General features: G+C 65.1%; 26 protein-coding genes. All 26 read right to left on the bottom strand.

Features of this window, described 5'->3' with window-relative positions; all coding sequences use genetic code 11:
- Position 1: 1 nt before the first annotated feature.
- A complete protein-coding gene (locus AB843_RS21505) occupies positions 2-268 on the bottom strand; it encodes a hypothetical protein (protein WP_157384575.1) in 267 nt (88 codons plus the stop codon).
- Positions 269-364: 96 nt separating this feature from the next.
- Positions 365-1,684 (bottom strand): phage major capsid protein, encoded by a 1,320-nt coding sequence (locus AB843_RS21510; protein ID WP_048649031.1) that lies wholly within the window; start codon positions 1,682-1,684, stop codon positions 365-367.
- 361 nt (positions 1,685-2,045) lie between these two features.
- Positions 2,046-2,771, bottom strand: coding sequence for an HK97 family phage prohead protease (locus tag AB843_RS21515; protein ID WP_048648958.1), 726 nt, complete (start codon positions 2,769-2,771; stop codon positions 2,046-2,048).
- Positions 2,772-2,774: 3 nt separating this feature from the next.
- Positions 2,775-4,838, bottom strand: coding sequence for a phage portal protein (locus tag AB843_RS21520; protein WP_048648959.1), 2,064 nt, complete (start codon positions 4,836-4,838; stop codon positions 2,775-2,777).
- Positions 4,835-6,190 (bottom strand): phage terminase large subunit family protein, encoded by a 1,356-nt coding sequence (locus AB843_RS21525; protein ID WP_206412940.1) that lies wholly within the window; start codon positions 6,188-6,190, stop codon positions 4,835-4,837. Before AB843_RS21525 ends, AB843_RS21520 begins: the two co-directional genes overlap by 4 nt.
- 44 nt (positions 6,191-6,234) lie before the next feature.
- Positions 6,235-6,825 (bottom strand): phage protein Gp27 family protein, encoded by a 591-nt coding sequence (locus AB843_RS21530; RefSeq protein ID WP_048648961.1) that lies wholly within the window; start codon positions 6,823-6,825, stop codon positions 6,235-6,237.
- A 3-nt stretch (positions 6,826-6,828) separates the two neighbouring features.
- A complete protein-coding gene (locus tag AB843_RS21535; RefSeq protein WP_048648962.1) occupies positions 6,829-7,137 on the bottom strand; it encodes a VpaChn25_0724 family phage protein in 309 nt (102 codons plus the stop codon).
- On the bottom strand, positions 7,137-7,463 hold the full coding sequence (locus AB843_RS21540) for a DUF2730 family protein (protein ID WP_048648963.1): 327 nt from the start codon (positions 7,461-7,463) through the stop codon (positions 7,137-7,139). Before AB843_RS21540 ends, AB843_RS21535 begins: the two co-directional genes overlap by 1 nt.
- Entirely contained in the window at positions 7,460-7,663 is a 204-nt protein-coding gene (locus tag AB843_RS21545) for a TraR/DksA C4-type zinc finger protein (protein ID WP_048648964.1), read from the bottom strand. The genes AB843_RS21540 and AB843_RS21545 overlap by 4 nt, the downstream gene beginning before the upstream one ends.
- Positions 7,660-7,908 carry a hypothetical protein gene (locus tag AB843_RS25160; RefSeq protein WP_087587168.1) on the bottom strand — a complete coding sequence of 83 codons (249 nt, stop codon included), beginning with the start codon at positions 7,906-7,908 and terminating at the stop codon, positions 7,660-7,662. The genes AB843_RS21545 and AB843_RS25160 overlap by 4 nt, the downstream gene beginning before the upstream one ends.
- Positions 7,820-8,059, bottom strand: a complete 240-nt coding sequence (locus tag AB843_RS25865; RefSeq protein WP_162230651.1) for a hypothetical protein — start codon at positions 8,057-8,059, stop codon at positions 7,820-7,822. Before AB843_RS25865 ends, AB843_RS25160 begins: the two co-directional genes overlap by 89 nt.
- Complete coding sequence (locus AB843_RS25165; protein ID WP_082143943.1) at positions 8,056-9,138, bottom strand: N-acetylmuramidase domain-containing protein; 1,083 nt, start codon at positions 9,136-9,138, stop codon at positions 8,056-8,058. Before AB843_RS25165 ends, AB843_RS25865 begins: the two co-directional genes overlap by 4 nt.
- Positions 9,139-9,236: 98 nt before the next feature.
- Positions 9,237-9,596, bottom strand: coding sequence for a hypothetical protein (locus AB843_RS21560; protein WP_048648966.1), 360 nt, complete (start codon positions 9,594-9,596; stop codon positions 9,237-9,239).
- Complete coding sequence (locus AB843_RS21565) at positions 9,590-9,811, bottom strand: hypothetical protein (protein WP_048648967.1); 222 nt, start codon at positions 9,809-9,811, stop codon at positions 9,590-9,592. The genes AB843_RS21560 and AB843_RS21565 overlap by 7 nt, the downstream gene beginning before the upstream one ends.
- The gene (locus AB843_RS21570) at positions 9,808-10,437 is read right to left on the bottom strand and encodes a regulatory protein GemA (protein WP_244468056.1); all 630 of its coding nucleotides are present in this window, start codon (positions 10,435-10,437) and stop codon (positions 9,808-9,810) included. The genes AB843_RS21565 and AB843_RS21570 overlap by 4 nt, the downstream gene beginning before the upstream one ends.
- Positions 10,434-10,772: a hypothetical protein gene (locus AB843_RS25375; protein ID WP_048648968.1), complete on the bottom strand. Its 339-nt coding sequence runs from the start codon at positions 10,770-10,772 to the stop codon at positions 10,434-10,436. The genes AB843_RS21570 and AB843_RS25375 overlap by 4 nt, the downstream gene beginning before the upstream one ends.
- Before the next feature lie 13 nt (positions 10,773-10,785).
- Positions 10,786-11,439: a DUF3164 family protein gene (locus AB843_RS21580; protein ID WP_048648969.1), complete on the bottom strand. Its 654-nt coding sequence runs from the start codon at positions 11,437-11,439 to the stop codon at positions 10,786-10,788.
- Complete coding sequence (locus AB843_RS21585; RefSeq protein WP_048648970.1) at positions 11,420-12,052, bottom strand: helix-turn-helix domain-containing protein; 633 nt, start codon at positions 12,050-12,052, stop codon at positions 11,420-11,422. Before AB843_RS21585 ends, AB843_RS21580 begins: the two co-directional genes overlap by 20 nt.
- Positions 12,049-12,366, bottom strand: coding sequence for a hypothetical protein (locus AB843_RS21590; RefSeq protein WP_048648971.1), 318 nt, complete (start codon positions 12,364-12,366; stop codon positions 12,049-12,051). Before AB843_RS21590 ends, AB843_RS21585 begins: the two co-directional genes overlap by 4 nt.
- Entirely contained in the window at positions 12,363-12,647 is a 285-nt protein-coding gene (locus AB843_RS21595; RefSeq protein ID WP_048648972.1) for a hypothetical protein, read from the bottom strand. Before AB843_RS21595 ends, AB843_RS21590 begins: the two co-directional genes overlap by 4 nt.
- Complete coding sequence (locus AB843_RS21600; RefSeq protein ID WP_048648973.1) at positions 12,647-13,681, bottom strand: AAA family ATPase; 1,035 nt, start codon at positions 13,679-13,681, stop codon at positions 12,647-12,649. The genes AB843_RS21595 and AB843_RS21600 overlap by 1 nt, the downstream gene beginning before the upstream one ends.
- A gap of 57 nt (positions 13,682-13,738) precedes the next feature.
- Positions 13,739-15,745: a transposase domain-containing protein gene (locus tag AB843_RS21605; protein ID WP_048648974.1), complete on the bottom strand. Its 2,007-nt coding sequence runs from the start codon at positions 15,743-15,745 to the stop codon at positions 13,739-13,741.
- On the bottom strand, positions 15,742-16,206 hold the full coding sequence (locus AB843_RS21610) for a hypothetical protein (RefSeq protein WP_048648975.1): 465 nt from the start codon (positions 16,204-16,206) through the stop codon (positions 15,742-15,744). Before AB843_RS21610 ends, AB843_RS21605 begins: the two co-directional genes overlap by 4 nt.
- A complete protein-coding gene (locus tag AB843_RS21615) occupies positions 16,203-17,096 on the bottom strand; it encodes a ParB N-terminal domain-containing protein (RefSeq protein ID WP_082143945.1) in 894 nt (297 codons plus the stop codon). The genes AB843_RS21610 and AB843_RS21615 overlap by 4 nt, the downstream gene beginning before the upstream one ends.
- A complete protein-coding gene (locus AB843_RS21620) occupies positions 17,093-17,440 on the bottom strand; it encodes a hypothetical protein (protein WP_048648976.1) in 348 nt (115 codons plus the stop codon). The genes AB843_RS21615 and AB843_RS21620 overlap by 4 nt, the downstream gene beginning before the upstream one ends.
- The gene (locus AB843_RS25750) at positions 17,437-17,574 is read right to left on the bottom strand and encodes a hypothetical protein (protein ID WP_157384576.1); all 138 of its coding nucleotides are present in this window, start codon (positions 17,572-17,574) and stop codon (positions 17,437-17,439) included. Before AB843_RS25750 ends, AB843_RS21620 begins: the two co-directional genes overlap by 4 nt.
- Positions 17,575-17,617 lie beyond the last annotated feature (43 nt).

The raw sequence follows: 17,617 nt of genomic DNA on the forward strand, positions 1-17,617 counted from the left end.
GTCAGTCTTCCTTGCTCGACCACAGCACATGGAGCCAGTCGCCCGTCGTGTCCGTGGTGTCGTTTTCAATGACCCCGCCAGCCGTGGCGGAGACGGTGAACTCGGCCGTGCGATCGACGCGGGTCGGCGGGGCGCCCGCTGTGATGTGCTCGACGGAGAGAAGTGTGTCGCCCGGCTTGAGACTGCCTGGCACCTGATGCGTCCCAACCGGCCCGCCATAAATCATGGCGCAGCCAATGGCGGTCGGAAATCCTGATATCGTCGACATGTTTGCTCCTATGCTGGGGCGCTCGCGGTGAGGCTGTCGGCCCTATCGGGGCGTAAGCCGCGCGAGCGCCCGTTCAAGCAATCGCCAGGTGGCGGCTTAGAGGCCGGTCACCTCGCAGAATGCGGGCGCACGGAAGACGACCAGCGCCGCGCGCATGTCCGCTCGCACCGTGCGCCGGCCTTCGCCGAACTGGTTGCCCACATAGCCGATCTGAATGTCCACGCCCTTCCGTTCGAACATCGAAATCCAGGCGGGCATGAACGAGCCGACATAACCGGTCCCGGCCACATCCGCGTCTTGCTGCACCACAGGAAGGCCCCACAGACGCTCCGGGCCGGCTTCGCTCGGGCTACCCCAGATATAGACGCCGTCCGTGGTGCGCAGCAGACGCACGTCCTGCCAGTCTTCGGGATGCATGACGTGGTGGGTAGGTATGGCGCGGCCGGTCACGCGGATTTTGGTCATCGCGCGGTAGAACGCGTCCGGCACCGGGTCGGCGGCCTTGGCATGGGTCTGGATGCCCGGCGTGTTCTTCAGCCCGCGCAGATTGGCGCCCGCGCCGTCGCCCAGCAGCGACTGCTGGTCGAGGCGCTGGCGAATGCCGAACATGAGCCGCGAATTGACGTATGACGAGATGAACGACACGTCTTCGAGCTGCTCGTCCGTTACCGGCAGGCTGTCGGTGATCTTGCGCACCGGACTGGTACGCTCGGTGAAGGCGAAGGCAGACTCCGCGAAAGCCGCGCCCTCGGCCCGCTCGGCCGCGCCGTGCGTCCGGGTGGTTTCCTCCATGTATGGCACGGCGGCCTGACCGGTCTGTGCCATCGGTATGATGTCCAGGAGTTGGATCGGCCGCGTCGCCGCCTCGACATAGCCGGGCAGCCGGAGGCTTTCCGGGGCGAAGCCGGCCGCCGTCGACATGAGCGCCTTTGCGCCGATGGTTTCAGGCACCATGGCCTTTGCCAGGAGATCGGAGGGCAGCGCATCGTCGAAGGAAAGCGTGATGCCGCCGCCGGCGCCACCATCCACCCAGGCCTTGAACGCCTTCTCGTCCGTGATCATCGCTCCGAGCGACTTCATGGCGAGGCCCAACGCCGGATGGTTTCCGCCGCCACCGGGCAGCGGCAGCCGGTTGCGCACCTTCTGGCGGTCGGACAGGTTCTTTTCGGCCTGTTCGGCTGCCTCAAGGGCCTCGGCTTGTTGGGCCAGCTCGTTCAGCTCGGTGTCCATCTCCTTGACCTTCTCGGCCACAGCGATCGAACCCTTTACGTCTTTGCCGAGAGATGTGACACGGTTGAAGTCGTATGACTTTTCGCCGCTATCGGTCGTCACGCGCGCCTCGTCGAAGACGCCGGCCAGCGCATCCTGCTTTGCCGCGAGCTTCTCGCGGACATCCTTCAGTGTCATGTCAGGCATTGTGATCCATTCCCTGATGTTGTCGCACAAGGCCAAGCGTCCGCGCGCGGCCTGGATGAAGAAGAGGCCCGCGTCGGCGCGGGACTTCGTGAAGACTAGGGAGAAGGGAACGGCTGAAACATGCGCGCAGCTGCGCGGGCGAACCGCTGGTGGCATTTGGGTGCCTCCAGCACTAATGGCCGAAACGGCGGCCGAAATCCAGCCCGGACGGGAAACACGCGTTCAGCCGTCGGGCGAGGCCTTGCTGGATCGAATTTGAAGCGGATTTGAACACCGTAGGCGCGGGTTTGGCCCCGGTCAGCTAGTCCGGGGCCTTTCGTCGCTAGAAACGCGTACACGGCCGTTTGTTTCGAACCCGCCGTCAACCGTGGCGGCGCAGGACATCGCGCAGGTCGTGCATCGCGGCCATGCGGTTGTCCTCGCTCTCATCGGGCGGCGGTGTGCCCGTGGCCAGAAGCACGTCGAGCCGCTGTTTCAGGTTCGCAAGCTGATCGAGCCGCGCCTTGCTCATCGGCCTGCCATCGGCCTCGCGAAGCGCCTTCACGTCGCCAGCCCGCTTCACGATGTCCTCGATCGCCGCGATCGTCGCGGCGATCTGGTCGGCGAAACTCCGGTGCGACTTCAGCGCCAGCGTGCCCGTGCCGATGCCTGCGCCGCGCACCACGGGCGAGACCTCATGCACGTCGAGCCGTTTCAGCCTCCGCACCTCCTGGCCCTCTATCACTTCATGTGACCTGTCGATGATCCCGAACCCATAGCTCCACTCCTGGACGGCGTTGCCCTTTTCCAGGTCGAACTTCAGCGCGGCATGCCATTCGCGGCCGGCTTCGGATTTCATGTTGAGATGGATCTCGGCATAGGCGGCGTCGTCCGCCTCGTAAACACGTGCCTTGCCGAGCGGCATTGCGCATCGATCGTGCGACGGCAGGATCGGCACCCACTGGTGCCCGCCTTCTTTCCAGGCGAACGCGCCGGCCTGATAGGTGTCGCCATCATGGTCGATTGCGGTCAGCGTGGCGATCTTCGCCAGGCCGAGGCCCTGGTCGTCCATCTCCTTGATGGTCAGGCTCTTCAGTTCTGTGTCCATGGTTCAGTCCTCGTTCTCATCGCCGAAATGGGGCGCGAAGCTCAATGTTCCGTTGGGATGCTCGTCCGCCGCCATCTGTGCGGCTTCATCGGCTGACACGATCGATCCGTCTCGCGCCATGTGCTCTTCGAGTGACCGTCCTGGTCCTAGCCGGCCGTCGAAGACGATGAACCGCTCGACATTGGCGGCCCGTGCGCGCTCGATCGTCGAAACGTTCTGCGCATATTTCGTCTCGGTCCTCGCGATCGTGCGGGCGCGCACCTCGGGCGCTGTCCAGGGACCTGCCTCTACATGCGCGGCGATCCGCGCGGCGAGCTGCTGGGCGCCTTCGCCCTCGGCCCGACCAACGGCGATCGCGTCGAAGAGCGCCGCCTTCGACTGCCGCGACAGGTCGACCAGGCCGGCGCGCCGTCCACCGGCGCCGGCCACCGAGCGCGCCACCGGATCGGGCAGGCTTCCGCCCAGGCCCGCCAGTTCTCCCGCCTCCGCCACCTTCTCGGCCACCGCGATGAAATGCGCCTCGTAAAGCCGCTGGAACGCAGTGCGGTGGGCAGGGATGCCGAGACCTTCGAGGATCCGCTCGACAAGCAGTTCGTCCGCCTTCGTCTCCACACTGCCCGCCGCCTTCGGCGCCAGCTCCTCATGCGCCAGAAGCGGTAGCGCGGTTTCGCTCGCGGCCTTGCCCAGCGCCTTGAAGAACTTTTCAAGCCGCTTTTCCATCGCTTTGGCCAGCGGCTCCTCCTGCCGCTGCATGGCGATCACGAAGCCACGCGCCGCCAGGCGCTGGCTGCGCGTGGCCCTGGCCTTTTCGCCAAACGTCTTGCCGGACTCTGCCGGCCGCGCCGGCTGCCCGGCCGGCGTCTCGATGAGCATGGCGGGCCGCAGGAAGATGCGGTGGCTGTCGTCCACCTCTTGACCCATTGCCTCGCGACCTTCCGCAACCATGGCCCAGCCGCCAGCGATCATTGTGTTCCAACGTGTTGCCGCCTCGTTGAGATCGTCCTGGAGCGCCTGGACTTCCGATGTATCCCATTTCGCCACCAGCGCATCGGCCGGCCCGAAATCCGGCACCAGGGACCGGTCGAGCTCGTCAGCGAAGGCCCGGCCCATCGGCAGAACGCCATTCGTCCATGCGAGCTTGCACATCTCCTTCATGGTGGCTCCGACCTTGGTCGCCTGCAGGCCCGCCCCGAAACCGACCACGGCGGCCGGAATGCCGAGGCAAGCGCAAAGCCGCTCTTCGGCCACGTCGCGCGCCTCGCTCATGTTCATCTGCTGCGGGTTGAAGCCGTAAGGCTGGACATCGGTCGGCGCTCCCATGACCAACGGCTCGCCGCGCCGGTCTCCGCCAAAGGCTTCCTTCAGCCATGCTTTCACAGCAGCGACATCGTCGGCGGGAACCACGCCGCCGGCCTTCGGGCTAAGCACCACGCCAGGCACGCCCATATTGCGCAGGAGCGAGGCCACGAAGTTGGAGCTTTCCAGGTCCATGAAGATTTCACGAATCACGCCGGCCAGCGGTGAAAGCCCCTTGCGGGGATTGTGTGGATTGATGCCGTTTCGGAAGTGAACCACATCTGCGGCATCGACACTGATCGGCTCGATGCCTCCGCCGGGAGAATAAACGTAGTGGGACAGGAATGTCGTCCCGTCCGCCGAACCCTTCGGCTCCATCATCCAGTGTGGCACGTACCACAGCTCTGCCGGGCGTCCGACGCCGTTGCGGAGCTTCAGCCAGTAGGCGTTTCCGTCGAGACACCAGGACAGCACCGTGCCGGCCCACAATGCGATGTCGCCATAGTGATCGTTCGGTCGCCTGATCAGCTTCAGAGCGCCATGTTCGTCCACTTCCTCGCGCCCGCCGTTCCGTGTGTTGCGCATCACGGTGAGGCGCGCCTCGGGGAGGGCGCGCTGTATCCAAAGGATCGGCGCCGTGACGACAGAACTGTCCAACCCGTCGCCAACGGCCGCCGTATAGTCGAAGCGGGTGCGCTTCAACATGCGGCCGAGGAAAGGGGCGCGAGGGCTGTGCCGCATAATCGTCAGCGCCTTTGAAAGCCAGTTCATGCGGGTATCCAATCCTTATCGAGAGAGGTTTGAGCCTCCGGCCCGCTCTGAACCGTCAATGGCCGCCATGGCTGGTGTGTTTTGCCGTCGGCCGCGTGAATGCCGAGCGCCAGCGCCCAGAAGTGATCGGCATGGCCATCCGGCGTGCGTTCGGCGGTGAAGCGGATGTTGCCAGCAGCGGTGACCTGCTTGGTGACCTGCCGAAGGTCGGCGCGAATTGGACCGGTATACGGGATGCGGATGCGCCGCTCTTCCATGCGCGAGCGCACCGGATAGGCCAGGGTTTCCTTGACCGGTGCTGTGAAGCTGACGCCCTCGACCTTGTAAGGGCCGAATTTGTCTTGCGCGTCATCGACCCAGCCGATGCCGAGGCCGGTTTCGTCGATGCAGACGCGGGCACACCGTTCGAACCAGGGCCAGAGCACCTTCTCCTGGTCCGACTTCTTCATCTTCCGCAGCGCTTCGACATGGCGGGTGTAGAGCACGTCTCCCAGCCGCTCAAACACCCACAGCACGGTCAGGTCATGCTTGCGGCCGATGTCCACGCCGGCATAGAGCTCGCCGCCCTCGGTCGCGGTCCAGTCGTCCAGCTTGCCATACTCGGCCGAGGCGATCAGGTCGTATTCCAGGAACGCCGCATTGTCGTCGGCCGGCTGGCACATATACTCCTGGAGAAAGCTCTCCTCGTCGGCCGCGCCGCTCTTCACCCAATCGAAATAGGCCGCCTCATCCATTTCCTGGCGTTCGTCCTCGGCCGGCAGGGATTGCTGCAGTTTCCAAAGGAAGCCGGCATCCAGCGCGTCCTGCAGGGTCACGGTGTGCAGGCTGATCTTCTTCGGGTTGCCGCCTTCCTTCACCTCGCGCACGAGCTGGTTGAAGAAGTTCTGCGAACCGCGATGCGTAGAGATCACTTCCATCTGCCCGCCCCAGGTGATGCCTGGGTAGGCGATCGACCAAAGCTTGCGCGGGTCGGGATGCAGTGCGAACTCGTCCAGTACGCGGCTGCCGCGCTTGCCCGCCTGGGCGTCGGCATTCGAACTCATCGAATGGATGCGCCGCCGGTTGGCGAACTGAAGGACGAGGGCGCTGTGCTTCTTCTCCTCGTCGATCACCATCTCGCCCATGTCGCGCGCTGCCAGATCGGCGATGCCGGCCCACAGCTTGCAGTCTTCAAGAAACAGCCGTGCCTGGATTTCATCGCGCGATGAGACCCACTCGTCGAAGCGGGCGCTCGCCAGCGCGATCCGCGAGACCTGGGCGTATGCGGTCGACCAGGACAGGCCGATCTGGCGGCCTTTTTCCATGAGCTTCAGCCGTGACCCGTCGGCGATCCACTTGCCCTGGTAAGGCAAAAAGATCGCCTCCTTGTTCGCTGGGGCGTTGCGCGCGTTTCCCACTACGCGATCCCCGCCAGGCGCTGTGTGATCAGGCGCATCGCCTCGTCGGAAACGCCATGGACCTTTCCGATGCTGGCGACTTCCTTGGTCGCTTCGGCGACTTTCTTCCTATGCTCTTCCTCAAGCCCCCGGCGCAACTCGGCTGCATGCCGTTGCGCCGTCACGGCCGCGCGGTTCGCGCTCGCCAGGGCGTTGATCTCCTTTGCGCTAAGGTTGCCCCCGGCGAGCATCGCGTCGACAGCCATCTTGAGCCGCTCCGATACCGCCACGGTCATCATGTCCGCGCCGTCCGGCCCCATGCCCTCGCAGAGCGCCCGCGACAGCCGCAGGCGTTCGTCATGCTCGCGCCACTGCATGGCCTTCCTGACCGAATAGCGCGAGAACGCTCCCTTCGAGATCGGTGCGAGGCCGCGATCGGCCAACCGTGAATTGAACTCTTCGAGCAGGTCGATCTGCAGCCGCTTGCCGGCGCGCAGCTCCTCGTTCAGCCAGGCAAGGTCTGCGTCCGCTTCTTCGGGAAGCTGTTCCAGCGTGGAGAGCCTTCCGCGCCCCTGTCTGCGCCCGGCATTGTCGACCGCGTCTTCGACCATCGCCTACGCCTCGTCCTCGGGCCACGCCACGCCGTCGATCGGTGCGCGGCGATCCACATGGTCGCGGCCCGTCCGCGTGATGCCGGCGATCATCTTGCCGGCATCGTCGGTCAGCTGCACCGCGCCCAACTCTTCCAATTTGCGCAGCTGCGTGCGCACCCACTCGATCGAGCGCGACAGGAAATAGGCGTCCAGCGCCTTCTGGATCAGATCCTCGCGCAGGTGGCCGTTGAACTCCCGGCCGATAACCTGAAGGATGACCAGCCGGCCCTTCTCTGTCACATAGTCCTTGTAGCCGTCGCTCTTTGCCATCAGCTTGTCCCCTTCATCAGGAATTCTTCCATCCGCCGCACCGCCCTGTTGATGCCGATGTGACTTTCCTCCAGTCGGCCGAGCGACCCTTTCACCTGTTCCAGGCTGACCCGCAAATCGTGCACGTCCTCGGTTCTCGGCAGGTGTTTGACCTCCGCCTCCAGCCCCTGGATGCGGCGATCGTGTGCCGTCAGCTTCTTTTCGTGGCCGCTGATCTTGCCTTCATTGGCCTTGGATCGTGCGGTCAGCCAGGTGTAGACGATGCTGATCACCGCGAGCAGCGAGGCGAGCGGCCCCGACCAGGTCTGGATAAAGAGCTCTGTCATGCCGTCTCCATGGCGCAGGCGACGCAGGTGATGGCCGAAGGCAAGGCTTCGCGCCGGCGTGCCTCGATGGCAGCGCCGCATTGTCGGCACGCCGACGAGCCGGGTCCTTCCAATGCCGCCTGGGCGCGCAATATGCCCGCCTGCCGCTCCTGTTCGGCGCGCAGATCGGCCAGCTCGAAGGCGAGATTGCCTGTCTTCATGGCTGCTGCAGCTCCCGCCCGTGCCTGGCGCATTCGCCCGCCGACCACACATGCGCGCCGCACATGCCCGCTACGGTTTCGTCTATCGCGAACTGGTCTTTCGCGGTGGCGCCGCGTGTGCCGACCAGCGACGTGCCGACGACTTTGCGCAGACCGTCAGTGGTTACAGGCGCCGGTTTCGAAGTTGAACACGCCGCCAGCGCCAACGCAGCGGCGCAGGTCAGCACGGCGTTTTTCAGCAGCATCGCCTGCCTCCTCATTGTCTTGATTGATCTTGTTGGCCATCTCCGCCCGCCCGTCGCTGCGGCCATCGGAGTAGACCATGCGGTAAACCAAGGCGGCGGCCGCCACGTAAAGGATGACAGGAAGGAACCTGCGAAGGAGGAGGCCCGTCATGTCGGTGCCTCCACCGTCCGCCGCGCGCGCCACCATCCGATGCCGGCCCAGACCAGCCCGCCGATGGCCAGCAGCGCAGCGAGGATTGCCAACCCGGTGGAGATCGTTTCGAGGCCGGGGACCGTGCCCACCTGGTAAAGCGCATCGTCGATCGTGCGCCGCACCACTTCGAGCGACACACCGCCGCCGACGCCGGTCGCGATCCCGTCGCGCACGTCGCCGATCTCCGTCACCCTCTGCTCGCCGGGCCGGTCTCCCGCGCCGTGGCGATAGGCTTCGAGCGCGCGCATGGTCTGCGGTCCCGCCACGCCATCGACTTCGAGATTGGCACCCTTCTGGACGGCCATCACGGCCTTGTGTGTCGCCGGGCCGAAATCGCCATCCACCAGGAGCGATTGTCCGGCGCGCAACAGGAGTTGCTGCAGCTCGCGCACCCGCGCTCCACGACTGCCAAGCCGCAACATCCCCGCCGCCGAAGGCGCAGCCGGTTCACGCCCGGCCGCATACCGCCGATAGGCGCTGGCAAGCTTTGTATGGTAGCCGTGCTTTGCGAAGGCTGGTCCATTGTAGCCGCGCGCGAACGCCGCCCAGTCGCGCCGCTGCAGCGCGCCCTTCAGCCCGGCCTTTTCGATGTAGCGGACCATCAGCTCGACCTGACCGGCCGCGCCGCCGCGCGCCGTATTGACCAGTTCATCGACCGATCCGAAGCCGAGCCACTTCCAATGCGCGCCCATGACCTGGCCAAGGCCCCAGGAAGTGCTTTCGAGCGCCGCCTTGGCGTCGATCAGGATTGCCTTGTTGAGCATGGTCCAGCGCGCGGCCTGGGAGGTGGGATTTTTCACCTTGCCAGCTGACGGATGCGCAAGACCCTCGCGCCTCGCCCTTTCGCGCGCCGGGCCTGAAAGGCGTCGGTCGAAATAGTGGCCCTCGAAACGGATGAGCGGTTCGTGTCCTCGGCCGACCGTCGAATAGACCTTGCCCGCGCTCTCGATCTCGATGACGGCCAGCATGGTGGCAACTTCGATGCCGAGGCGCTTGGCGCTTTGCCTGGCGGCAGCTGTGATCTCGCGATCGCTCAACGTGACCTCCTAATGGTAAGCGCCGGAGGGCCGGCGCAGGGTCACGTCAATTTGTCAGGTGGGGAGGTAAATGCGCACCCGCGCGGCTGCGCGGGTATTCAGGAAAAGAGGTCGATCTGCCGGTGGTCTTCGGCGGGGCCGAGCCAGCGCCGCACGGTCGCCACATCCGCGCGCACCGTGCGGGCGATCTCGGCCAGGCTGGCGCCGTTGGCCTTCATCACGCTCGCCACCCATTGCCTGGCGAGCGGAACTTTGATGTAGCCGTAACCGAACCTTTGGGCAAGCCGGTCCACCCTGTCGGGGCCGATCGCGCGGGCGGCAAGCGATCTCGGCGATGAACGGCGTGGCAAGTAGATGTCGCTGCCGCCGACCGAAAGGAAGAGCCGCACGGCATCGTCGGTTCCCAGCGCCTCGACATAGGGTGCGATGTTCGCGGGGAGAGGCTGTTGCTCTAGCATGCCTTCTTTTCCATCTCGATTTGCAGCTGGAGCTGACGCTCCGTGATCGCGCGCATCCGCGCGGTCAGCTCCACGCGCTTGTGGCAATGCGGCCGCAGCTTTTCGATGCGCGCGCCCAGGATCGCCCGCTCCGCCTGCAGCCGCTCGATTTCCGTCTGCTCGTGCCATACGAAGAGGGGCGGAATGGAGGGCTGGGCGGAGCGGGTCATCATCATGTCGCCGCTTCGCGCACACGCTTGCCCAGCGCGTTCATCACCTCGCGCCACTGTGCGTCGGTCATGGCGGCAGGGTCCGGCGCGCCGGTTGTGGCGCGGACGAAGGTAGCAAGCGAGCCCGGTTGCGGAAGGGTGTCAGCCTTCTCAAGGATCGCCCATTGCGCGAGTGCCAGGCGATAGGCCGGCCGTGCCATCCAGCCCGGTGTGCCGAGCGGCGCCCGCCATTCGACGCCGGCGCCGCGCGTCATCCATGCCTTCAGCGCCTCGATCGCCTTGGCCGCGTCTTCCGGGTGTCGCAGGAAGCGCACGTGGTCGATGCCGGTCTGCCGCTTGACGAAAGCGAGCAGCGCCTTGTCGTCGCGGCTCCTCACCAGGCCGAGGTTCCAGGCGGCGATCCACAGCGCCTGGAGTTTCTTCGCGTATCGCCCTTCAAGGCGCGGTCGAGACCCTTTCGAATGCTGTTTGAAGCCGAGGCGCCGCAACTCCTGGAGCACGGCGCCATGGTCGGCGGATGTCATGACCGTAAGCGTCGGCTTGCCGGTCAGGCGCATGTAGAAGTCGCGCTTGTCCTCGCCCTCGATGCCCACCTGTTTGAGGCCCACATGGATGGCGGCATAAGCGCTCAATGGATCGATCCTTTCATGAAGTGATCGTTTTTCGGCGGGCGCTGGTCGTCCACGTGAGCGCCGCACCGGCCGCAAACCTTCTGGTCTGCAATGCTTGCAACGTGCCCAGGGCATTCATCCTCGGCGCGGGCGATCCGTTTCCGTACGGCGCGTAGCCAGCTTTCTTTCGCCGCTTCCCTTCCTGCCGTGGCAGTCCCGGCGACGCCGGCCAGCCTCATCTCGTAGGCGCCACCCCTGAAATCAAACCGCGCGCCGTGGACCCGCCCGAGTATTTCGGGCGTGGATCGCTCCACGACTGGCACCCAAGCGCGAAGCGCAATGATCTTCTCGGTCATCGCCGCCGCCCCCTCACGCCTTGGCCAGATCAATCGTCACGGCTTGCCAGCCGTCCGTGACCTTCGCCCGGCGGTAAAACCGCACATACTCCTTCGACCCGGTCACGCGCATGGCGTCCCGGATCGCCCGCATGGCTTCCTGCCAGCGCGGATCGACGATATCGAGCCGCAGCAGCATGAATATCTCCGCCCGGTTCACCTTGCCTTCCTTGTCCGTGTTGAAGGCCCGCGTGATGATGGCGCGGATTTCCGGCCCGCTGTCCGCCGCCCATTCGTTGAGGCATTCGTCCAGCAGTTTCTTCGCCACCTGCAGCTGCGGCCCGAAATCGACGAAGTCGGAAACCTGCACACTGACCTTCATCAGGCCGTCGAAGGTCTGGTAGGTGCGGTTGCCTTTCGGTCCGCCCTTCGATGCGCCGTATTCCTGGGCGAGCAGCGCATCGAACTCGCCGAGGTCCGTCATTGTGTGACCCCGGAAACGCGCAATCTGCGCCGACAATTCATCGGCAAAGTTCATGATCTTGCGCACGGTCTCGTCTTCCAGACGGTTGGCGGGGCGGATCGTCTCGACAGGTACGAGGTTGCCCTTGGCATCGGGCATGTACGGCCTGCCATTCACCATCACCTCGCCGGTCTCCCGCCGCTCTTCAAGAATGACTGCTTGCATGGTGCGTCTCCTCTGTGTCCGTGTCGCCGCGCAATGCGGCCATCTCTTCGGTGATGGCCGCACCCAGCGCGGTCATGTGATCGTCGATGAGGTTCCAGTCTTCGACTGCTATTTCCGCCCATTCGCCCTGGAGCATTTCGGCGCGCCGGCGAGCAAGATGTACAAACTGCTCTGCGGCCTGGGCGATCTCCCACAACTCGCGCACCGTATCGGCGAGAGCGGTGATCTCCATCACGCTCGCCTCCATCGCGCGGCGTTGCGGATGCGCTGCGATGTACCCGGCCACCCAAAGCACATCGACGGGGCCAAACGCGGCAAGGCGCTCGCGGTACTCGACGCCAGCGATCAGCGCGTTGACGGCGGCTTTCAGTGTATTGTCAGCCTCCACCCCCCGCGCGATCCTGTCGAGCGCGTGCATTACCGAGGTGTGGTCGCGACCGCCGAAGGAGCGGCCGATCGCCGTCAGCGATTGCCCCGTGGTTTTCTTCGCCACGTACATCGCCACATGGCGTGCCAGCGTGGCATCCCTGTGCCGCCGGTGTGCCACCAGTTCGCCCGGATCGAAGCCGAAATGCAGCGCCGCCATGCTGATGATCTCGCGCACCGTGATCATGCCGCACCGCCGGTTTCCGGCGCGGACTGCGGCCGTGGGACCACCGGGAACAGCGCGATATTCGTGCCCGGCCGCTCCAGCTCTGCCGCGATCCGCTCGGCATCCATGGCCCGGTCGCGCCGCGCGGCCTCGTTCCACAGATGTTGAGACAACGCCGTCTCCATCGCTCGCGCACGCTGGTAAAGCAGGTCACAGCACACCTGCAGGGCGCGCGCATCCCGCTGCGGGAGCACCAGCGCCTCGCGCGCATACACGTCGAACTGCGCGCGCAGTTCGGCGATGCCGTCTGAAAGCTCCAGCGACAATCGGCTCATGATCCCCTCCTGAAATCCGGGCGGATGACAATGCCCTCGGGGTCGGCGATCAGATCGCCGAGCGCCGTTCCGGCCTCTTGCTCCATGGCTGCGCGCCTCGTGCGCTCGGTCTCGCCGAGACGATGCACGGCGAGTTCGCCCTCCTGTCGCCGCGCCAGCTCCGCCATAAGTGCGAATTCCGTTGCAAGCACCTCGGTCTCGCTGGGTGAAATGCCGCGCGCCGAACGGGCCTCCAGCTCCCGCGCTATCCGCTCCAGGCGGCTTGCCAGGATGAGCGCCATCACGCGATCTCCTCGACATCCCGCTTGTTCCAGGCCAGGCGTATGTGTTTGACGTCCAGCGGTTCGTCGCGGCCGGCGGCTTCCATGCGGGCCTGCTTCATCGTCTTGTCGATCTGCCGCAGCCCGCCGCCCTTCAGCCCGATGCCGGTCAGATACTTCATGCAATCGGGATCGGTGACGCCCCACGCCGCGATGAAGGCGTGCAGGTCCTCAAGCGGCGGCTTGGCCATGCGGAGGCGTCGGCCCACCCGGCTCTTAAGCTGGGCGTAGGAGGGACCATCCTTGCGCTTGGTGAAGCGCCCGTAGATTTCGTCGTTGCCGATAAGCGCAACGCCGCATTTGTGATTGTCGACGAAATGGCGCAACTGGTTGATCGCGTCGTCGACGAGGTTCTGTGCCTCGTCAATGATCAGCAGCGTGTCGCCGTCCGACCGTTCGAGCCGCCGCCCGATGGCGCTGCCGAGCCTGGCCGGGTTGTGGACCATGACGTCCAGCTTGTCCGACAGTTCGGTCAGCATGCCATGCACCGTCCGCGTGTTCGGCGACATGGTCGCCATGAACACGTTCGGGCGCGTGTCACGATAGTGGCGGCAGGTTTCCGTTTTGCCGCAGCCGGCGCCCATCGTGATCGTCACCAGGTCGGTGGCTTTCTGCGCCCAGGTCAGTGTGCCGATAATGTCGATGGACACGCGGGTTTTGAGGAAGCGCGGGGAGGTGGGTATGGCGCCGGCCAGGTCCTGTGTTTCCTCGATCGCGTTGACCCAGCGCGAAACCTTTTCGTTCTGCGTATCGAGCCGCCCGTCATATTTGCCCGAGAACCACTGGCTGAACGTTCCCTCGGCCATACCGATTTTCCGCGCCACGTCCCGCTTCGAAAGGCTCATGGCGCCGGCCGTCTCGATCACGCGGTCGATCAACCGCCACCACTCCGCGACGTCGCCCGCGCCGCGATTGCCGAGGGTCTCATCCGGGCCGGCAATCGGCCGCTCCCATGTTTCGGCCTTTGGCCTGCTTGAAAATCCAAGATCGTTCATCTAAAGGTTCCTTTGGTTGAGGCCCTTGCGGGCCGTTTTATCGGGCGGGATTTCCGACTACTCGGAAGCTCCGCCCTCTTTTTTGGAACCGTACTCACTACTTACCGGCTCATCCCCGCGACCCGATTGGCCTGGGAATTCGATGATGGAGGCGTCGCCCGTCATCCGGGCTAACGCCTTCAGGAAATACGCATCGCTCTGATCCTCGGCGATTGGCTCCGCCTGTCGCTGGTCGATGGCCAGATTGCCGGCGGCGATCCGTGTCACGCGCGGGCGGATCGGCGTGGTCGTGGGCGCTTTTGGCGCGCCGCGATAGACGATGTCGGCCAGCTCCTGGGCGGACAACTTGGCGTGCGCCGCCTTTTGCGCGGCGACCGCCTTCTCGTATCCGCGCCGCGCACGATTGTGCGCGCGGCCTTGGTCGACGTCGCGGAAGCCCGTATCGCTGATGCAATCGGCGTCGCAGATCAGCATATTGTCGAGCGTGTAGACCTTGATCGGCTGATGAAGCGCATCGGGATCGAAGCGGATTGTGACCTTCATTCCCGCGTGCTGGTTGAGGGCCGGGTGCCAGTAGCGGTTGCCCATGAAATGAACCTCGCCGCTGCCGCGCTTGGCGCGGATCGCTTCGGAAGCCAGCAGCCAAAGCGACCGCTGCGCCGCCGTTGGCCGGCGCACGATGGCCTCCGCCATTCCCGCCGCAAACGTCTCGTCGAAGCTGCGGCCCGCGCAGTTCGCCGCCTGTCGGCCTGCCTGGGCATTGTGGTCGGCGATCTGCGCTGCCACATGCTCGCGCAGGTCATCGAGCGGCACGGCCCGGCTCATATAGTTCTCGGGCTTCGCATCCGGCCGATTGCCGGTATAGGCGCCGGCACAGAATGGATGCTTGGCGATGGTGTCGGCGAGATCGCGGAAGGCGCGCTCGATCGGCTTCGACTGTCCGGAGTATGGGTTTGTGAAAACCACGTTGACGCCCAGCGCCACGAGCAGGCCCTCCGGGTCTTCTTCTTTGATCTTATGACGGTAGCGCGTGCGGTTGCCGCCGGTGATCTTCTTCGATGCGAAGGCGCGGCCGTTGTCGAACACCATCTCGTCGGGAATGCCGTAGAGCTCGACCATGTCGCCGATGGTCAGGCGCACCGCCTCCCAGGTCTCCGCCTCCGCCAGACGCCAGGAGAGGAATTTTCCGGAGAACAGGTCCTGGATGGCGATCAGCATCATGCGCACTGGCTTGTCGCTCCATGGCACGCGCACGAAGACGTCAATCTTGTGCCCGTCCATATTGACCGCCTGCATCGCCTGCATGGCCTTGCGCGAGCGCCGCTGCGCGGGATAGAGCGTCTTCGCCATTTCCTTGCCGGAGCGTGCCAGCACCTGCACGGCCTTCGGCACCTCCGCCTCCAGGCGGCGGCGCAAGGCCCGTTCCGAGGCGATCGGCGACCAGCCCTTGAGGCTGGCTGCCTTGGTCATGCGGCGGTAGCACGATGTGAAGCTGGGCTTCTCCGGCCGCAGGAAATCGGATTTGAGAAAGTCGAAGGCACGTACATCGCATGCTGCCCGGTCCGACACCGGCTTGTAGGCCGGCGCCAGTGCGGCAAGCCAGTCCTCGCGCGCATAGCCCTTCACCATGGCCAGCCAGTTGAACAATGTTGCGCGCGAAACGCCGAACCGCCGTGCAGCCATGGTCGCCGCCGCGTCGACGCAGATGCCTCCGGCGCGCAGTTCTTCCGCTTTAGCCACCGCCTGCAAACGCCATTCACAGGCGTCTTTCTGCCCTTTCGACAGGCCCTCGAAACGCTCCCACAGAGCGTTCCTGCGCTTGGTCGCTTCGTGATCGGCCGGCGGCGGCGTCTCGTCATGCAGCACATAAAGCCGTGCTTGCGCGGCAGGCGGCAGCAGGTTCACATGATATTCCCAACCGCCGCCCTGGCGCTGGGCCTGGCGCGCCAGCCCGGAATGCTTCCAACCCTGTGCCCTGGCGTATGCATCCATACCGCTTTTGCTCTGCGGCAGGTCCGGCAAATGCGCGGCAGCCAGTTCGGGGATCGTAAACCACACCTTCATGCCCGCGCCCTCCGCTTGATGGTGACGGGGATGGATCGCAGCGATTTCAATTCTTTGGCGATCGCTCCCTGTTCCTGTTGCAGCCGCGCAATCTCCGCCAGCCGGGCCTCGTCGCCTTCGAGCAGGATCAGACCTTCCTCCGCCACCGCCATGTCCCACAGCCATGTGGCGCCGGTTGCGCGCACGAACGCCTTGAAGCGCACGAGGCTGATGTCGTGTCCCTCTTTGCTTTCGGCCGTGTAGGCGTCGAGCACGGCCTTGCTGATCGACGGCAGGCCGAGATACTGCGCCATGCGCGCGGCGATGGCCGGCCGATCGTGAGGGCATTCGCGGATTGCTTGCGCCATGCCGCGTTTCAGCTTGGCGCGGAAACGGGCAAGGTCGATCTGTGCGGACGGCGCGCGCACGGGAAAGATGGGCTCGCGAAACAGGTCGAGCTGGCCGGGATGGCGTTTGGTCATGCGATCAGTTCCTCCGGCACGGTCCCGAACCGTTCGGCCAGGACGGCCTTCTGTTCGTCCGTCAGGATGTCCATGATTTCCAGTTCGGAGAGCACCTGCCAGCGGGCGCTTCCCGGCAGGCAGCGCCAGTTGCGCAGGATGGTCCCGAACGCCTTCTGTGCCGCCGGCGCTTCCGGCCGCGCGGTCGCCTGCATGAACTGGCTGGGGTCTTTCTCGTCACCGATCCAGCGCGCCAGCGCCGCCTGGCGGGCTGGTTCCCAGCCGGCCACCTTCAGGAGGAAGCTCTGATTGTCGGCCTCGGGCGTGCCGTGCAGGCACTCCCGCAGGGACGGAATGAGGTTGCGGGCAATGCGGTGCGCCCTCTTGATCGCATCAACGGACACGCCAAGCCGTTCCGCCGCATATACGGAGAAGCCATTGGCGGCTTCATCGGCGATCAATTGGAGCAAGTTGCTCGAATTGTCGATCAAAGGGGCAACTTGCCCCTTTGATTTTTGGTCGCCGCCGCGCGCGATCTTCCCGTGCCGCTTCTCGAACACGTCGCGGTAGCTCTGCACCGCGATTGCCCGGTCGAGCACCGACAGGTCGTTGCGAAACAGGTTCTCTTCCACCTCGATCAGGACGGCCTCGTCCTTGTCGGCGTCCACCACCAGTGCCGCAATGTTGTCTTCCTGCAGGAGTGCCAGCGCGTGCAGCCGGTGCGCGCCGGCCACCAGGGTAAACTTGAACTTGCCCCGTGCCGCCGGCGTGGCGCGCACGGTGATCGGGTTGAGCAGGCCGTGCTCGACGATTGACGCCTGCATGGCCAGCACCTGGTCTTCGTCCACTGCCCGCAGGCGTGTCGGTACGACGATCTCCGCGATGGGGATTTGCTTGTACTCTGCGCTCACGCTGCATCCTCCATGCGGGCGTCGACCAGTTCGCCGGCCCGCTTTGCGATCATTCGGTAATGGGTTTCGAAAGCTGCTGTTTCGAGCCGGCAATCCACCGTCGCCAGCGCGCGGTTGATCGCTTCGCGGGAGCGCTGCTGCATCTCCACGACGCGGCGCTTTGGCAGCCCGAAGCGTGCCACCATCAGGTGGATGGCCACCTGCCGCGCGAGCGCGGCGTCGAACAAGTCGTGTGGCGGCTCGATGATGTCGCGCACCGCCAGATGCGGAAAGCCTTCCGCGACCGCCAGAACGCAAGCGTGAAACAGTGCGTCATGCACGTCGCGCTCGTTATGCCGGTTCATGGCTGCATGATCCCGATGCAAGCGACGACGGCTGCGATCAGCGCCATCACCGCGAACCAGAAGACCAGCGCCACGTCCAGCGCCTGGCGCACGCGCTGGCGCCGCATAAGCAGGATTGTTGTGTCGATATTCATGGTGACTATAGGCGTTGCCGGCAGGCAGGGCCTGCGCGATGAT

The organism is Nitratireductor soli, assembly GCF_001050155.1.
Taxonomy (GTDB): Bacteria; Pseudomonadota; Alphaproteobacteria; order Rhizobiales; family Rhizobiaceae; genus Nitratireductor; species Nitratireductor soli.

What these genes read in the sequence shown, in the direction of transcription:
- AB843_RS21560 (WP_048648966.1), bottom strand. Translation starts at nt 9,596, where the DNA reads ATGCTAGAGCAACAGCCTCTCCCCGCGAACATCGCACCCTATGTCGAG.
- AB843_RS21620 (WP_048648976.1), bottom strand. Translation starts at nt 17,440, where the DNA reads ATGAACCGGCATAACGAGCGCGACGTGCATGACGCACTGTTTCACGCT.
- AB843_RS21520 (WP_048648959.1), bottom strand. Translation starts at nt 4,838, where the DNA reads ATGAACTGGCTTTCAAAGGCGCTGACGATTATGCGGCACAGCCCTCGC.
- AB843_RS21595 (WP_048648972.1), bottom strand. Translation starts at nt 12,647, where the DNA reads ATGGCGCTCATCCTGGCAAGCCGCCTGGAGCGGATAGCGCGGGAGCTG.
- AB843_RS25750 (WP_157384576.1), bottom strand. Translation starts at nt 17,574, where the DNA reads ATGAATATCGACACAACAATCCTGCTTATGCGGCGCCAGCGCGTGCGC.
- AB843_RS25375 (WP_048648968.1), bottom strand. Translation starts at nt 10,772, where the DNA reads ATGACCGAGAAGATCATTGCGCTTCGCGCTTGGGTGCCAGTCGTGGAG.
- AB843_RS21590 (WP_048648971.1), bottom strand. Translation starts at nt 12,366, where the DNA reads ATGAGCCGATTGTCGCTGGAGCTTTCAGACGGCATCGCCGAACTGCGC.
- AB843_RS21540 (WP_048648963.1), bottom strand. Translation starts at nt 7,463, where the DNA reads ATGACAGAGCTCTTTATCCAGACCTGGTCGGGGCCGCTCGCCTCGCTG.
- AB843_RS21530 (WP_048648961.1), bottom strand. Translation starts at nt 6,825, where the DNA reads ATGGTCGAAGACGCGGTCGACAATGCCGGGCGCAGACAGGGGCGCGGA.
- AB843_RS25160 (WP_087587168.1), bottom strand. Translation starts at nt 7,908, where the DNA reads ATGCTGCTGAAAAACGCCGTGCTGACCTGCGCCGCTGCGTTGGCGCTG.
- AB843_RS25865 (WP_162230651.1), bottom strand. Translation starts at nt 8,059, where the DNA reads ATGACGGGCCTCCTCCTTCGCAGGTTCCTTCCTGTCATCCTTTACGTG.
- AB843_RS21505 (WP_157384575.1), bottom strand. Translation starts at nt 268, where the DNA reads ATGTCGACGATATCAGGATTTCCGACCGCCATTGGCTGCGCCATGATT.
- AB843_RS21535 (WP_048648962.1), bottom strand. Translation starts at nt 7,137, where the DNA reads ATGGCAAAGAGCGACGGCTACAAGGACTATGTGACAGAGAAGGGCCGG.
- AB843_RS21510 (WP_048649031.1), bottom strand. Translation starts at nt 1,684, where the DNA reads ATGCCTGACATGACACTGAAGGATGTCCGCGAGAAGCTCGCGGCAAAG.
- AB843_RS21580 (WP_048648969.1), bottom strand. Translation starts at nt 11,439, where the DNA reads ATGCAAGCAGTCATTCTTGAAGAGCGGCGGGAGACCGGCGAGGTGATG.
- AB843_RS21565 (WP_048648967.1), bottom strand. Translation starts at nt 9,811, where the DNA reads ATGATGATGACCCGCTCCGCCCAGCCCTCCATTCCGCCCCTCTTCGTA.
- AB843_RS21605 (WP_048648974.1), bottom strand. Translation starts at nt 15,745, where the DNA reads ATGAAGGTGTGGTTTACGATCCCCGAACTGGCTGCCGCGCATTTGCCG.
- AB843_RS21610 (WP_048648975.1), bottom strand. Translation starts at nt 16,206, where the DNA reads ATGACCAAACGCCATCCCGGCCAGCTCGACCTGTTTCGCGAGCCCATC.
- AB843_RS21600 (WP_048648973.1), bottom strand. Translation starts at nt 13,681, where the DNA reads ATGAACGATCTTGGATTTTCAAGCAGGCCAAAGGCCGAAACATGGGAG.
- AB843_RS21515 (WP_048648958.1), bottom strand. Translation starts at nt 2,771, where the DNA reads ATGGACACAGAACTGAAGAGCCTGACCATCAAGGAGATGGACGACCAG.
- AB843_RS21545 (WP_048648964.1), bottom strand. Translation starts at nt 7,663, where the DNA reads ATGAAGACAGGCAATCTCGCCTTCGAGCTGGCCGATCTGCGCGCCGAA.
- AB843_RS21585 (WP_048648970.1), bottom strand. Translation starts at nt 12,052, where the DNA reads ATGATCACGGTGCGCGAGATCATCAGCATGGCGGCGCTGCATTTCGGC.